At 69.7% G+C, this 14,344-nt stretch carries 13 protein-coding genes; 4 read left to right on the top strand and 9 right to left on the bottom strand.

The genetic code is table 11. The features are described from left to right. Positions 1-53: 53 nt before the first annotated feature. A complete protein-coding gene (locus KXR53_RS22100) occupies positions 54-1,820 on the top strand; it encodes a VanW family protein (RefSeq protein WP_437377435.1) in 1,767 nt (588 codons plus the stop codon). Here the strand turns inward: KXR53_RS22100 and KXR53_RS22095 are convergent. Both KXR53_RS22095 and KXR53_RS22090 read right to left on the bottom strand, forming a co-directional pair. After that, positions 1,793-2,530: a creatininase family protein gene (locus KXR53_RS22095; RefSeq protein ID WP_437377434.1), complete on the bottom strand. Its 738-nt coding sequence runs from the start codon at positions 2,528-2,530 to the stop codon at positions 1,793-1,795. The two genes, KXR53_RS22100 and KXR53_RS22095, sit on opposite strands and share 28 nt — an antisense overlap. A gap of 189 nt (positions 2,531-2,719) precedes the next feature. Further along, positions 2,720-4,309 carry a gamma-glutamyltransferase family protein gene (locus KXR53_RS22090; RefSeq protein WP_437377433.1) on the bottom strand — a complete coding sequence of 530 codons (1,590 nt, stop codon included), beginning with the start codon at positions 4,307-4,309 and terminating at the stop codon, positions 2,720-2,722. A 277-nt stretch (positions 4,310-4,586) separates the two neighbouring features. On the opposite strand from KXR53_RS22090, the gene KXR53_RS22085 reads away from it, so the two are divergent. The 3 genes from KXR53_RS22085 to KXR53_RS22075 all read left to right on the top strand — a co-directional run bounded on the left by KXR53_RS22085 (position 4,587) and on the right by KXR53_RS22075 (position 8,463). Next, a complete protein-coding gene (locus KXR53_RS22085) occupies positions 4,587-5,741 on the top strand; it encodes a porin (protein ID WP_437377432.1) in 1,155 nt (384 codons plus the stop codon). Positions 5,742-5,864: 123 nt separating this feature from the next. Further along, positions 5,865-6,794, top strand: a complete 930-nt coding sequence (locus KXR53_RS22080) for a DUF72 domain-containing protein (protein WP_437377431.1) — start codon at positions 5,865-5,867, stop codon at positions 6,792-6,794. Positions 6,795-6,867: 73 nt separating this feature from the next. Continuing rightward, complete coding sequence (locus KXR53_RS22075) at positions 6,868-8,463, top strand: helicase HerA domain-containing protein (RefSeq protein ID WP_437377430.1); 1,596 nt, start codon at positions 6,868-6,870, stop codon at positions 8,461-8,463. A 3-nt stretch (positions 8,464-8,466) separates the two neighbouring features. Here KXR53_RS22075 and KXR53_RS22070 read toward each other — a convergent pair whose 3' ends face one another. The 7 genes from KXR53_RS22070 to KXR53_RS22040 all read right to left on the bottom strand — a co-directional run bounded on the left by KXR53_RS22070 (position 8,467) and on the right by KXR53_RS22040 (position 14,337). After that, complete coding sequence (locus KXR53_RS22070; protein WP_437377429.1) at positions 8,467-9,309, bottom strand: glycosyl hydrolase; 843 nt, start codon at positions 9,307-9,309, stop codon at positions 8,467-8,469. A gap of 128 nt (positions 9,310-9,437) precedes the next feature. Continuing rightward, positions 9,438-10,139 (bottom strand): GntR family transcriptional regulator, encoded by a 702-nt coding sequence (locus KXR53_RS22065; protein ID WP_437377428.1) that lies wholly within the window; start codon positions 10,137-10,139, stop codon positions 9,438-9,440. Positions 10,140-10,170: 31 nt separating this feature from the next. Further along, positions 10,171-11,694: a tripartite tricarboxylate transporter permease gene (locus tag KXR53_RS22060; RefSeq protein WP_437377427.1), complete on the bottom strand. Its 1,524-nt coding sequence runs from the start codon at positions 11,692-11,694 to the stop codon at positions 10,171-10,173. Positions 11,695-11,756: 62 nt separating this feature from the next. Beyond that, positions 11,757-12,263 carry a tripartite tricarboxylate transporter TctB family protein gene (locus KXR53_RS22055; RefSeq protein ID WP_437377426.1) on the bottom strand — a complete coding sequence of 169 codons (507 nt, stop codon included), beginning with the start codon at positions 12,261-12,263 and terminating at the stop codon, positions 11,757-11,759. Between the two features lie 99 nt (positions 12,264-12,362). Beyond that, positions 12,363-13,379, bottom strand: coding sequence for a Bug family tripartite tricarboxylate transporter substrate binding protein (locus tag KXR53_RS22050; protein WP_437377425.1), 1,017 nt, complete (start codon positions 13,377-13,379; stop codon positions 12,363-12,365). Positions 13,380-13,718: 339 nt separating this feature from the next. Beyond that, positions 13,719-14,039, bottom strand: a complete 321-nt coding sequence (locus KXR53_RS22045) for a hypothetical protein (protein WP_437377424.1) — start codon at positions 14,037-14,039, stop codon at positions 13,719-13,721. Continuing rightward, on the bottom strand, positions 13,996-14,337 hold the full coding sequence (locus KXR53_RS22040) for a helix-turn-helix domain-containing protein (RefSeq protein WP_437377423.1): 342 nt from the start codon (positions 14,335-14,337) through the stop codon (positions 13,996-13,998). Before KXR53_RS22040 ends, KXR53_RS22045 begins: the two co-directional genes overlap by 44 nt. Positions 14,338-14,344 lie beyond the last annotated feature (7 nt).

Below are 14,344 nucleotides of genomic sequence, written 5' to 3'. Positions count from 1 at the left end.
CCATCTTCCGCTGATCCACTGATCCCGTCGGGCACGGGGGGACAGAGACGATCATGGCACGGCCTGCGGACCACGGGGTTCCGTCACGATGGGGCGCGCTGGCCTTCCAGGCGAAGGCCACCCTGCTGCGCACCCGCCGGACCCTGGCCGAGATCCGCAGCCGGCCGGCACGCCATCGACGGGCCGAGGCGCTGCGCGATGCTCCCGTCGTCGCCGAGATCCGGTCGCCGCTGTGGTCCGGCGTCGAAAGGGCCGGCGAGCACGATCTGACCGCCGGCAAGATCCAGAATCTGCGTCTGGCCGTGCGCGCCGTCGACGGCGTCGTGGTGCCCGCCGGGACGGTGTTCAGCTTCTGGCGGCAGGTCGGCCGGGCCACCAGCCGGCGCGGCTTCGTCGCCGGGCGCGAGCTGCGCGAGGGCTGCCTCGTCGCCAGCACCGGCGGCGGGCTGTGCCAGCTGTCGAACGGCCTGTACGAGGCGGCGCTGGCCGCCGGCTTCGAGATCGTCGAGCGCCACGCCCACAGCCGGCGGGTGCCGGGATCGCGCGCCGCCGTCGGGCGCGATGCCACCGTGTTCTGGAACTATGTCGATCTGCGCTTCCGCAGCCCGGCGAGCTTCCGCATCGAGGCGCGGCTGACGGCGTCGGAGCTGGAGATTCGCTTCCGCAGCGCCGCCGCCCCGGCCGCCGGCGTCGTGGTGCCCTTCCCAGCCCCGCGGGAGGCGGCGCATGACTGCGTCGGCTGCGTCCGGGAGGGTTGCGTCCACCACCTGCCGAGGGGCGCGGCGGTCACGCGGCGGCCGACGGCCTGGCTGGTCGATGGCTGCTGGCCGGAATATGCGGCGCTGATACGCGCCCAGGCGGGGCCGAAGGACAGGCTGTTCCTGCCGATGCGCTGGCCGGCCCGGGCCCGCTACGCCTGGCCGGAGCTGCCCGGCGGCGAGAGCCGCGCCACGCTGGTCGCGCTGGCCCGCGCCCGGGCGCTGCGCCGCCTGCCGGCCACGGGCGGCGCCCTGCCGCGGGCGATGCTGGACCACGACCGGCGTCTGGCCGAGTCCTATGCAAGCCGCCTGTCCTACCGGCACACTCATCTGGTGGTCGGCCAGGGGCTGCTGCCGCATCTCTGGCGCCTCGGCTGCCTGCAGGGCCGCAGCTTCGACGTGCTGATGGAGCGCTGGCCGCTGGCGGCACTGCAGGCGCGGCTGGACCGCGCCCTGGCCCGCCACCCCGAGAGCCCGACCCTGGGCGACTTCCGGGCGCCGGAGGAGATCGTGGCGGCCGAGGCCGAGGCGCTGGCCGCCGCCTCCCGCCTCTACACTCCGCATGCCGGCATCGCCGCGCGTTTCCCGGACCGGGCGGTGCATCTCGACTGGGCGCTGCCGGATGTGGCTGCCGCACCGCGGCCGGCGATCGGCGGCCGCACCATCCTGTTCCCGGCCTCGGCCCTGGGCCGCAAGGGCGCCTATGCCCTGCGCGACGCGGTCGAGGGCATGGACATCGACCTCGTCGCCACCGGCCGGGCGCGCGAGCAGGACGGCCCGTTCTGGCGCAACGTCGCGGTGCGGACGCTGCCCGCCGGCCCCTGGCCCGACCCGATTGCGGCCGTGGTGCTCCCGGCCATCGTCGAGCACCAGCCGCGGGCGCTCCTGCGCGCCATGGCGCTCGGCATCCCGGTGATCGCCACCGCCGCCTGCGGCATCGATGCGGGTCTAGGCGTCACCCTGGTGCCGGAGGACGACGCCGCGGCCCTGCGCCAGGCGCTGCAGCAGGCGCTGGGCGACGCGCCGCGGCGGCGTCAGGCCTCTTCCAGGAACTCCGCATAGGTGCCGGCGATCGCCTCCACCGCGGCGTCGTAGAACTGCTTGCCATGCTCCGGCGTCGCCAGGCCGGGGTTGGAGCCGATGCGGCCGTCCGGAAAGCGGCGGCGGTAATCGGCGGCGTCGTAGAAGCGGCCGGAGGGCGCGATCGGCGGATCCAGCTCAGCTGTCTTGATGTGATCGGGGAACAGATACTGCGTCACCGCCACCTCGCTGGCGGTGGCGTGGCTGCCCTCGGCCACGCCGTACAGCTGCTTCGCCAGGCGCTGCACGCCGGGATTGTCCCACCAGTTGACCAGGCGGCAGCGCACCGATGGCCGGCCGAGCGCCCGCAGCTCGGAATAGGTCTCGTAGAAGGCGGCCTGGATGCTGGGAATGTTGCCGCCATGGCCGTTGACGAAGAGAAAGCGCTCGAAGCCGTGCTCGGCCAGCGCCATGACGTAGTCGCGGATCACCAGCACCAGGGTCGACGGCTTCAGCGTCATGCTGCCCGGGAAGGTCATGTGGTGATGCGCCATGCCGACGCCGATGGTCGGGCCGACCACCGCCCCGGTCCGATCGCCGACGCCGCGGGCGATGCCCTCGGCGCACAGCGCGTCGGTGCCGATCAGCCCGCTCGGGCCGTGCTGCTCGGTCGAGCCGATCGGCATGATCGCGCCGCGCGAGGTCTTCAGATAGGCCTCGATCTCCGGCCAGGAGCTGAGCTGAAGCTGCATGGGTCCTCCGGTTCTTCTCACGTATTCGGGCGATGGTGCTTAGAGAGCAACGGATGAACCGCCGTTCGTTCTCCGAAAATCGTCATGGCGAGGAGCGTAGCGACGTGGCCACCCCAGGGGCCGGTGCCGCTGGGATGGCCACGCCCCTGCGGGGCTCGCCATGACGGCTTTAGACTCGCATGGTCGTGATCAGATCCCCAACGCGCAGCCGTCCTTGCGGGGGTCGGAGCCGGCGATCAGCACGCCGCGGTCGTGGTCGATCAGGATCGCCTGGCCGCCACCCAGCGGCTCGTCGCGCCGTTCGACCGTGTGGCCGCGGCCGGCGAGATCCGCCGCCACCGCCTCGCCGATCCGCGGCTCGAGCTGCAGCACCCCGTCGAAGGCGAAGCTGCGTGGCAGGTCCAGCGCCGTCTGCGGGTCGAGGCCGCGGTCGATGACCGAGGAGACGAACTGCGCCTGGCCGGCCGCTTGGTAGTGCCCGCCCATCACCCCGAACACCCCGGCGGTGCGGCCGTCGCGGCGCAGCAGGCCGGGGATGATGGTGTGCATCGGCCGCTTGCCCGGCCCGATCGAATTCGGATGGCTCGGCTCGACCCGGAAGGACCGGCCGCGGCTGTGCAGCAGCACCCCGGTCCCGGAGTCGAGCAGACCGCTGCCGAAGCTGTCGAAGATCGAGTTGATGAAGGAGACGGCGTTGCCGTCGCGGTCGACGACGCAGAGATAGACCGTGTCGCGGTGCTCCGGCTCGGTCCACAGCGCCGGGCGGCCGGCGCGCTTCGGGTCGATCCGCCGGCGCAGCGTGGCCAGCACCTCCTCCGACAGCAGGGTCCGCGGGTCGTGCGGCAGGTGGTCGGGGTCGCAGATCAGCGCGTCGCGATGGTGATAGGCGATCTTGGTCGCCTCGGCGTGCAGATGGATGCGGTCGGCCTCCGGCATCTCCACCGCCAGGTCGTGGCCGGAGAGCAGGCCGAGGATCATCAGCGCCGCCAGGCCCTGGCCGTTCGGCGGGCATTCGACCACCTCGGTGCCGTGATAGTCGAGCCGGATCGGGTCGACCCAATTGGCGACCTCGCGGCCGGCGGCGAAGTCGTCGAGCGTGTGCAGCCCGCCCTGGGCCTTGAGGAAGCGGACCAGCGACTCCGCCACCGCGCCCTCGTAGAAGGCGGCGGCGCCGCGGGCGGCGATGTCGCGCAACCGGGCGCCGAGCAGCGGCTGGGCGTGCCGGTCGCCGACCGCCGGGATCCGGCCGCCGGGCAGGAACACGGCGCGGCAGCCGGGGTCGCCGGCCAGGAAGCCGGCATCCTCCGCCCAGTCCCAGGCGACGCGCGGCGCCACCGGATAGCCCTGCTCGGCATAGAGGATGGCGCGGGCGAACAGGCGATCGAGCGGCAGGGAACCATGCTCGGCATGCAGCCGGCACCAGGCCGAGACCGCGCCCGGCACCGTCACCGCATGCGGGCTGCGCTGCGGGATCGCCGCGAGGCCCTGGGCCGCCAGCGCCTCAGCCGAGGCCGCCCGCGGGGCGCGGCCGCTGCCGTTCAGGGCCAGGGCATCCTTTCCAGCCGGGGCATACAGCACGAAGCAGTCGCCGCCGACGCCGGTCATATGCGCTTCGACCACGCATTGCACCGCGACGGCAGCCAAGGCGGCGTCGACCGCATTGCCGCCGTCCATCAGCACCTCGAGCCCGGCAGCCGAGGCCAGCGGATGCGAGGTAGCGATCGCCGCCTCTCCCGTGATCAGCGCCGAGCGCCCCGGCTGGCCGAAATCCCGCTGCATGAGCCCTGTCCTTTCCCACTTCGACCCGTCGTTGATATCGGCCGCCAAGGCCGCTGGCAACCGGGGCACGGCATCCTGCGTCGCCGCAAGCCGGAACGGGGCTGGCCAAAGTACCGGCGCCACGTCGTGACAATTCTATGAAATTTGCGCACACACGAATTTTTGCCGCGGCGGATGATTGATTTGGATCAGTCCGCCTCGTATAAGCCCGCCGCCACAGAAAAAGGCCGCGATTCCACTTGGGGGGAAGCGCGCCTGACACGTGAGGGGAAGTAAAATGCGGAAGTTTTTGTTGCTCGGGGTGTGCCTTGCGGCCGCCGCGGGAGGGACGAGTATTGCCCAGGCGGCGGACGCGAACGTCACCTCGGGCCTGTCGCTGAAGATCAACGGCTGGATCGGCTTCATGGCCGGCCTGTCGCTCAGCAACACCGCCGACGACACCTTCGACCGCGACTACGACTTCATTTCCAACGCGCGGCTGCAGTTCGACGTCAAGAACGTCACCGATTCCGGCCTGGAATACGGCGCCCGCATCCGCATGAACAACGTCGACCGCCGCAACAACGTCACCATCGACCGCACCTATCTCTATGTGAAGGGCGGCTTCGGCACGGTGACCTTCGGCGACGCGCCCTATGCCATCGCCGATTTCGGCTACGTCTATGCCCATGACACGCTGAACGGCAAGCTCGGCCTCGGCGCCGGCTGGGGCGACGGCCTGGACGGCAAGTTCAACCTGTTCGGCGGCTCCGATACCTTCTACGCCATCGACCCGAGCTACGGCATCGGCGGGCTGAACGGCAAGGACACCAAGATCAAGTACACCTCGCCGAGCTTCTCCGGCTTCTCCTTCGGCGTCGACTTCACGCCGGTCGCGGGCGGCAATCGCCATGCCGGCAACGGCGGCCGCAACGACCTGACCAACGACAGCAGCACCCGCTACGAGAACATCGTCACTGCCGGCGTCCAGTACACCAACACCTTCGACGGCAGCACGGTGACGCTGCGGGGTTCGGCCGGCAACGGCAACGGCGTCGTCGGCAATCACGACTACGAGGCCTACAGCCTCGGCGGCCAGCTGATCCACGCCAGCGGCTTCGCCGCCAGCGTCAACTGGGTGCACTTCTCCAGCACCTTCCGTGCCGACAAGGCGATCGACTCGATCACCGGCGACCTGTCCTACTATGGCGGTCCCTACGTCATCTCGGTCGGCTACGCCTACACCACGGCGGAGAAGGGCAACGAACTCGAGTCGTCCTTCACCGACGGCGAGGACTTGAAGGCCAACCATAGCGTCATCGGCTCGTTCCTCTACAACCTGGCGCCGGGCCTCAACAGCTTCACCGAACTGGCCTATGAGCGGAACGAGTTCCGTTTCGGCAAGGACTACGAGGCGACCGCGCTGACCACGGGCATCGCCCTCGCCTTCTGATCAGAGACTGACCCCTACCTACCTAGCGAACTCGAGGGCGGCGCCAGGGGCCGCCCTCCTTGTTTTCGGCGATCCGCGGCACTCGACCGGTCTCGTTGATGTTCTCCCGACTGGAGGACCGCGATGGGCAAGGCCGGACAGGTGCGGATCGGAATCTCGGGCTGGACCTACCCGCCCTGGCGCGGCGTGTTCTACCCCAAGGGCCTGCCGCAGAAGCGCGAGCTGGCCTTCGCCGCCCAGACCTTCCCAACCGTCGAGATCAACGGCACCTTCTACGGCAGCCAGCGGCCGGAGAGCTTCGCCCGCTGGGCCGAGGAGACGCCGGCGGATTTCGTCTTCGCAGTCAAGGCGTCGCGCTACATCACCCACACCAAGCGGCTGCGCGAGGTGGAGACGCCGCTGGCCAACTTCCTCTGCTCCGGCCTGCTGCGCCTCGGTCCGAAGCTGGGGCCGATCCTGTGGCAGTTCCCGCCGAACTTCCGCTTCGACCCGGAGCGGATCGAGCCCTTCTTCGCCCTGCTGCCGCACGATACCGAAGCGGCGGCCCGGATGGCCCGCCGCCACGATAAGCGCTTCGCCGGGCGGGCCTGGACGAAGACCGACCGGAAGCGGCCGCTGCGGCACGCCATGGAAATCCGCCACGACAGCTTCGTCGACCCCGCCTTCATCCGGCTGCTGCGGCGCTACGGCGTCGCCCTGGTCTGCGCCGACACGGTCGACTGGCCGCGGAAGATGGATCTGACCGCCGACTTCGTCTATTGCCGCCTGCACGGGTCGGAGGTGCTGTATGTCAGCGGCTATGACGACGCGGCGCTGGACAGCTGGGCCGACCGCGTCGCCGCCTGGGCCACCGGCGGCGAGCCCGAGGACGCCGAACGGGTGATCGACCAGCCCGGGCCGAAGCGGGCCAGCCGCGACGTCTTCGTCTATTTCGACAACGACGCCAAGGTGCGCGCCCCCGTCGACGCCCAGGGACTGATTCGCCGGGTCGTGGACCGGCTCGGCCGTCACGCCCAGGACACCCCTGCATTGTCCCGCCGGGTTGCCGGATAGTCGCCCGATCGTGATAGACCATGCCCGGCCCCGCCGCCCCCCGGACGGCGGGGCCGAGGTGTGCGGAGGGGTGATGACGGTCCAAATCGACATCGGAACGCTGTCCGACGGGACATCGGCCATGATCGATCTCGAGGAACTGCTGGCGACGCGGCTGCTGGTGCAGGGCAATTCCGGCTCCGGCAAGTCGCATCTGCTGCGCCGCCTCTTGGAGCAGAGCTCCGCCTGGGTGCAGCAGGTGGTGGTCGACCCCGAGGGCGACTTCGTCAGCCTGGCCGACCGCTTCGGCCATATCGTGGTCGACGGCGATCGTTCCGACGACGACCTGTACCGCATCGCCGGCCGGGTGCGGCAGCACCGCACCTCCGCCGTGCTGAACCTGGAGCGCTGCGACATCGATTCCCAGATGCGCGCCGCCGCCGCCTTCCTGAACGGGCTGTTCGATGCCGAGCGCGACCTCTGGTACCCGGTGCTGGTGGTGGTGGACGAGGCCCAGCTCTTCGCCCCCGCCGCGGCCGGCGACGTGTCGGAGGAGGCGCGCAAGGCGACGCTGGGCGCCATGGCCAATCTGATGAGCCGCGGCCGCAAGCGCGGCCTGGCCGGGGTGATCGCCACCCAGCGGCTGGCCAAGCTGGCCAAGAACGTGGCGGCCGAGGCCTCGAACTTCCTGATGGGGCGCACCTTCCTCGACATCGACATGGCCCGCGCCGCCGACCTCCTGGGGCTGGAGCGGCGCCAGGCCGAGATGTTCCGCGACCTCGGCCGCGGCCGCTTCGTGGCCCTCGGTCCCGCCCTGTCGCGCCGGCCGATCGAGATCCGCATCGGCTCGGTCGAAACCGGCGCGCGCTCGACCAGCCCGAAGCTGCTGCCGATGCCCGAGGCGCCGCCAGAGGACCTGCACGAGCTGATCTTCAAGCCGGCCGCGGCCGAGCCGCCGATGCCCCGCCCGACGCGCCCGCCGCCGCAGCAGCCGCAATCGACGGCGGAGCTGCTGGCCCAGCTGATCCGCAGCCGCCCCGACCCGGCCCCGGCGCCGGAGGAGGAGCCGGACCCGATGACCCAGGCCGAGCGCGACGCCGCGATCGACGCGGTGCTGCGCGACCTGGTGGCGGAGGAGGACTCGGCCTTCCGCCCGATCTCGGTGCTGTACCAGGACTTCCTGGTGCGCTGCCGGATCCAGCGGATCGGCAGCCGCAGCGCCCCGGCGCTCGACCTCGCGGGCTTCCGCTCCCGGCTGGCCGTGGCCCGCGCCGGGGTCGACACCGACACGGCGGAGAGCCCGGCCTGGCAGCATGCGACCGCGCTGGCGCGGGAGCTGCCGGAGGACATGCAGGGCATCTTCCTGCTGCTAGTGAAGGCGGCGCTGGCCGGCGCCCCCTGCCCGTCCGACGCCACCATCGCCCGCGCCTACGGCACCCAGTCGGTCGGCCGCACCCGGCGCCTCTTGTCCTATATGGAGCAGCGCGGCTTCATCGTCTGCCGTGCCGCCGGCCGCGGCGGCCACCGCATCGTGGCCCTGCCGGAGCTGGGCTGCGAGACCGCTCCCGGCGACCCGAACGCGCCGGAGGAGAGTCCGGCAAGGGCCGTCGCCGATCCCGACCCTGCACCCGACGGGGAGCCGGAGATCGCCGAGAGCGACGAGGCGGCCGACCCCAGCCCTGTCGAGTGAACCCTAGTTCTCCGCCGCGCAGGGTAGCTCGTCCGTGACGGATCCCTCCCCGTCGAACTCGGCGTAGATCCTGCCGAGGGCGGTCAGCCCGCCGGTGCCGTCCACCAGCCGCGACGTGGCGGTCGTCTCCTGGTCACCGCCGGCGCCCAGCCAGGCATAGCGCTCGACATAGGGACGGCGCTCGAGCTCCGGCAGGACCGTCCGCATGAAGCGTTCCGTCGCGTCGGCGGTGTATCGGTTCTTCCGTCCGTCCCGGGCGGCCCAGTCGGAGACCGCGAATTCGGTGATCCAGATCGGCTTCCTGTAGGTTTCGTAGATGTCGTCGATCTTCCGCAGGAAGCTCTTCGCCGACGGCGCCCCGTACCAGTGGACGGCGACGAAATCATAGGCCTTGTCCTGCTCGGCCATCCGCGCGGAGAAGCCCTCGAACCAGGGCCCGAGGGCGTTGACGGCCGCCGGGCTGCCGATGCGGCGGGCGAGCGGCCGGATCCTGTCCCAGGCATCGATCGCCGCGTCGACCGACATGTTCGCCTGCCGCCGCCCATCCGGCTCATTGAAGGCCAGCAGCGCACAAGGCATCGGTCCCTTTTCGATCTGGGCGATCTGCTGCTCCATCTTCGGGCCGGCGGACCAGATCATCGGCACGAACTGCGCCGGCCCGGCTTCCTCGACCGCCGTCGTGTTCCAGGTGTAGTACCAGCCGACATCGAGCGCCTTGATCGTATCGGCCGCATGCGGGTCCTTGGGACCGATCGCTATTCCTTTCTTCTCGCCGGCGGCCGACGGCGCGGAGACCCCGATCGCGACGGCGCAGACGACGGCGGAAGCAAGGGCGGCCAGCCTCATATCGACCTCGATCGATGCGATTCCGGAGATAGGCGAGGCAGAGGTAGCATCTCCATCCCGCCGCAGGAACCCGCACAGCAGGAAGATGCGCCCAATCAGTGGCGACGTTGCCTATCAGAGGCTCGGCCTCACGCCAGGAAATGGCAGTGCCGCTCGATGTGGTCGGCCAGGCCCAGCGTGTGGTCGCGGTCGAGCCGGGCAGCCAGGTCGGCGTCCCGCCGCTCCAGCGCCTCGATGATCCGCAGATGATCCTGGATCGACCGGTCCGCCCGGCCGTCCTCGCGGATGGTGCGGCGGCGGATGGCGTCGATCTGCAGCAGCAGATCGGTCGTCCGGGCGATGATCAGCCGGTTGCCGCCCAGCCGGACGATCGCCCGGTGGAAGGCGATATTGACGTCGGAATAGTCGTCGATCTCCGCCGCCGGCCGACGCTCCTCGAAATCCGCGAACATGCTGCGCAGCGCCGCGATCTCCGCATCCGTCGCATGGGTCGCCGCCAGCCGGGCCGCCATGCTCTCCAGCGCCGCCCAGACCTGCACCATCTCGACGATCTGGCGCTTGGTCCGGCGCCTGACGAAGATGCCGCGACGCGGCAGGGTCAGCACGAAGCCTTCCTGCTCCAGCACCGTCAGCGCCTCGCGGATCGGCGTGCGGCTGACGCCGAGATCCCGGCACAGCTGCCGCTCGTCCAGCCGGATCTCGCCGGGATGGTCGTAGAGATCCATCGCCGCGATCGCGCGCTTCAGCGCCAGATAGGCCTGGGTGCGGAAGCTCTCGCTCGAATCCAGGCGCGGCAGCGACAGCCGGGTGCTGATCCGCGCCTCGAACACCGCCGCCTCCCCGCCGCCCCGTGCCGCCGCCTCAATCCGCGGCGACGATGTCGCCCGGCTTGGCGCCGCCGCGGAGGCGCGCGATCACGAGCGAGATCAGCGGCCAGCACAGCATCACCAGGGCCAGGGCGACGATGCTGCCGACCAGGCCGTTCGACCAGAAGATCGAGAGGCTGCCCTGGGACAGCAGCATCGCCTGCCGGAACGAGCCCTCCGCCATGTCGCCCAGCACCAGGGCCAGGACCAGCGGCGCCAGCGGATAGGACAGCTTCTTGAACAGATAGCCGACGACGCCGAAGACCAGCATGATGCTGATGTCGGCCAGGGCGTTGCTGACCGTGTAGGCGCCGACGGCGCAGATGGTGATGATCACCGGCGCGATGATGCTGAACGGGATTCGCAGGATCGAGGCGAAGAGCGGCACCGTCGTCAGCACCACGATCAGCCCGGCGATATTGCCGAGATACATGCTGGCGATCAGACCCCAGACGAAATCGCGCTGCTCCACGAACAGCAGCGGCCCGGGCTGCAGGCCCCAGATCAAGAGGCCGCCCAGCAGCACCGCCGCGGTCGGCGACCCGGGGATGCCGAGGGTCAGCATCGGCAAGAGGGCGCTGGTGCCGGCGGCATGCGCCGCCGTCTCCGGCGCCACCACGCCCTCCATCTCGCCGCGGCCGAAGCGTTTGCCGTTGCGCGAGAACCGCTTGGCCAGGCCGTAGCTCATGAAGGAAGCCGGGGTGGCGCCGCCCGGGGTGATGCCCATCCAGCAGCCGACGATCGCGCCGCGCAGCGCCGTGATCCAGTATTTCGGCAGCTGGGCCCAGGCCTGCAGCACCACCTTCGCGTTGATCTTCGCGTTCTTGCCCTTGAAGGCCAGGCCTTCCTCCATGGTCAGCAGGATCTCGCCGATGCCGAACAGGCCGATCACCGCGATCAGGAAGTCGAAGCCGCGCAGCAGCTCGGTGGAGCCGAAGGTCATGCGCAGCTGGCCGGTGACCGTGTCGAGGCCGACCGCCGCCAGGGCGAAGCCCAGCATCATTGAGGCGATGACCTTGAGCGGCGCCTCGCGGCCCATGCCGATGAAGCTGCAGAAGGTGAGAAGCTGGACCGCGAAGAACTCCGCCGGCCCGAAGCGCAGGGCGAAGCCGGCGATCAGCGGCGCCAGGAAGGTCAGGATCACGACGGCGACGAAGGCGCCGAAGAAGGAGGAGGTGAAGGCCGCCGTCAGCGCTTCCCCCGCCCGGCCCTGCTGGGCCATGGGATAGCCGTCGAAGGTGGTCGCGACCGACCATGGCTCGCCGGGGATGTTGAACAGCACCGAGGTGATGGCGCCGCCGAACAGGGCGCCCCAATAGATGCAGGACAGCATGATGATCGCCGAGGTCGGCGACATCGCGAAGGTCAGCGGCAGGAGGATGGCCACGCCGTTGGCGCCGCCCAGCCCGGGCAGGACCCCGATCAGCACGCCGAGCGTGATGCCGACGAACATGTAGACGATGTTCATCGGGTCGGCGAGCACGCCGAAGCCGTGAATGAGAGAATAGAGAGCGTCCAACGGTCCCTCCCAGCGTTCGCGTCGCCCGCTGGCCGCGGGTCTTGAGATGTCTTCGCGTGGGGCTAGTAGCCCAGCATCGCCTCCAGCGGCCCCTTGGGCAGCGGCACCAGGAACCAGAGCTCGAACATCAGGAACAGCACGGCCGGCACCAGGATCGCGACCGGCACGATCTTCACCACCGGGTACTTGCCGAGCCAATACATGAAGAAGGCGATGAACAGCGCGGCTGCGACGTAGAGGCCGAGGACCCCGATCAGCGCCACGAAGATGATGGTCGGCACCAGCACCTTCAGCACGAGCCCGAGCTGCGAGCGGCCGACGAAGCTGCCGAGATCGGGCGATCGGCCGAACAGGTTGATCAGGAGGGTGCCGGTGCTGGCCAGGAACAGCACGAGGCCGACATAGAAGGGGAAATAGCCGGCCTCTGGCCCGTCATAGGCCCAGCCGATGCCGATCCGCAGGTTGTCGACCATCACCACCACGGCGATGATCATCAGGACGGCCGCGACGACGATCTCCACCGCCCGTACGCTGACCGTGCCGTCGTCCTGCCGGTCGTGGTCCGCCATGGCTGGATCCTCCTGGAAGATTGGGCGGCAGCCCCAAATGGGCCGCCGAAAGCGGGCCCCCGGCATGTTCCGGGGGCGCCGGTCCTACTTCGCCCAGTCCTACTTCGCGATAAAGCCGGCCACTTCCATCAAGTTCTGGTGGGCCTGCTCGGCCTCACCGAGCCAGGCCTTGAACGCGTCGCCCGTCATGCTGGTGGTGTTGAACGCGCCAGCAGCCATGAACTCCTTCCACTCGGGCGTCTCGCGCACCTTGTCGAACAGCCCGACATAATAGGCCACCTGCTCCGGCGACGCTTCGGGCGGCATGAAGATGCCGCGCAGCATCAGGTATTTCATGTCCAGGCCGGCTTCCTTGCAGGTCGGCACGTCGCTCCAAGCCTTGCCCTCCGCCTGCGGCGTCGTCACCGCGATGCGATGGTCGTCGAAGACGCAGAGCGGGCGCAGCGCACCGGCGCGCCACTGCGCCACCGCCTCGATCGGGTTGTTGACGCTGGAGTTGATGTGGTTGCCGACCAGCTGGGCCGCGACGTCGCCGCCGCCCTTGTAAGGTACGTAGGTCAGCCGCTTGCCGATGATCTGCTCGAGCCCAGCGGTGATGATCTGATCTTCCTGCTTCGAGCCGGTGCCGCCCATCTTGAAGCTGTTGTCGCCCGCCGCCTTAATCGCGGCGACGTAGTCCTGCGCGGTCTGATACGGCTCGGAGGCGTTCACCCACAGGATGAACTCGTCGAGTGCCAGCATGGTCACCGGCGTCAGGTCCTTCCAACTGAACGGGACCCCGGTCGCCAGCGGGGTGGTGAACAGGTTCGACAGGGTGATGATGATCTTGTGCGGGTCGCCCGCCGATCCCTTGACGTCGAGGAACCCCTCCGCCCCCGCGCCGCCGGCGCGGTTGATCACAACGATCGACTGCTCCATCAGCCCGTGCTTCTGGATGATGCCCTGGATCATGCGGGCCATCTGGTCGGCGCCGCCGCCGGTGCCCGCGGGCACGACGAATTCGACGTTCCGGGTGGGCTTCCAATCCGCCTGGGCAATGCCGGCCCCCAGCAGGGTCACTGCAGCCGCGGCACAGGCGAATCCATGCAAAAGCGCGTTGCGCAACTTCCCGGTCATTCGTGCCTCCCCAGCGCCGCGGCTTCGCGCGAAGCGCGGCCCGACTGTCTTGTTGGTGGATGGCCAGGTCGGTGACCGAGACTGGCTGGTATCCAATATATTGTATCTGGAATGTAACGCAATGTATCTTTTGAAGGCCAGGGCGATTCATTTCGATCGTCATGCTGCGGTGCGGCAGAATGAAATTACCGACAATGCAGAATCGGCCTATTCCGGGCGGTTCAGGCTAGCGACTCCTTTTCGCCTCTGCACAAGGATGAGCCGGGCCGGAAACGGCGACGGGCGGCCCAGGAGGGCCGCCCGTCCGGAAGACGTAGGGAAACGGGGAGAGAGAGTCGGTCAGGCCGCCTTGCGCCAGACATTGCTGTTCGCGGGCGCCTGGGATCCGACCGCGCGGTCGCGATCCGGCATCGCCATCCGGCGGACGTCGGTCGCGATCGCGCCGAACAGATCCGGAGCCTTCACGGCGATCTCGGAGATCACGGCCGCCAGGCCGGCACCGGCGATGATGAGGGCGAGCAGCCCGGGCAGGAGGTCAAGCGTCATGGCAGGGTCCTGGGCGTGTCTGTTGCGCCGCAACATATGGCAGGCCTGCTGTCTTTCATCAAGCTGCGCATTATGGATTCTGTATGCCAGAAGACCATATCTGATCTGCGTCATCGGCACCTCCCGCCTGTCCCGGCACCCAGCGTCTCTTCCTCGGCGCGCCCGGGCGGGGCCGGTCGAACAGGCCCCAGACCCCCTCCCGGGCGAAGCGCCGGCGCCAGCGGCCGACGCAATGCTCCTCGAGCCGCAGCCGGCCGGAGATCGCACGGTTGCTCAGCCCCTTCGCCGCCAGCAGGACGATGCCGGCGCGCAGCGCCATCGCCTGCCGCCCGAGGCTGCAGGCGGCGATCCGCTCGAGCGCGGCCCGCTCGGCCTCGGACAGGTTGATCGGCTCGGCCCTTCCCCGCGCCATGATCCCT

Source organism: Inquilinus limosus (assembly GCF_051487185.1).
Taxonomy (GTDB): Bacteria; Pseudomonadota; Alphaproteobacteria; order DSM-16000; family Inquilinaceae; genus Inquilinus; species Inquilinus limosus_F.
Note: the sequence above shows the minus strand (reverse complement) of the source record. Positions and strands in the feature narration are given on the sequence as shown.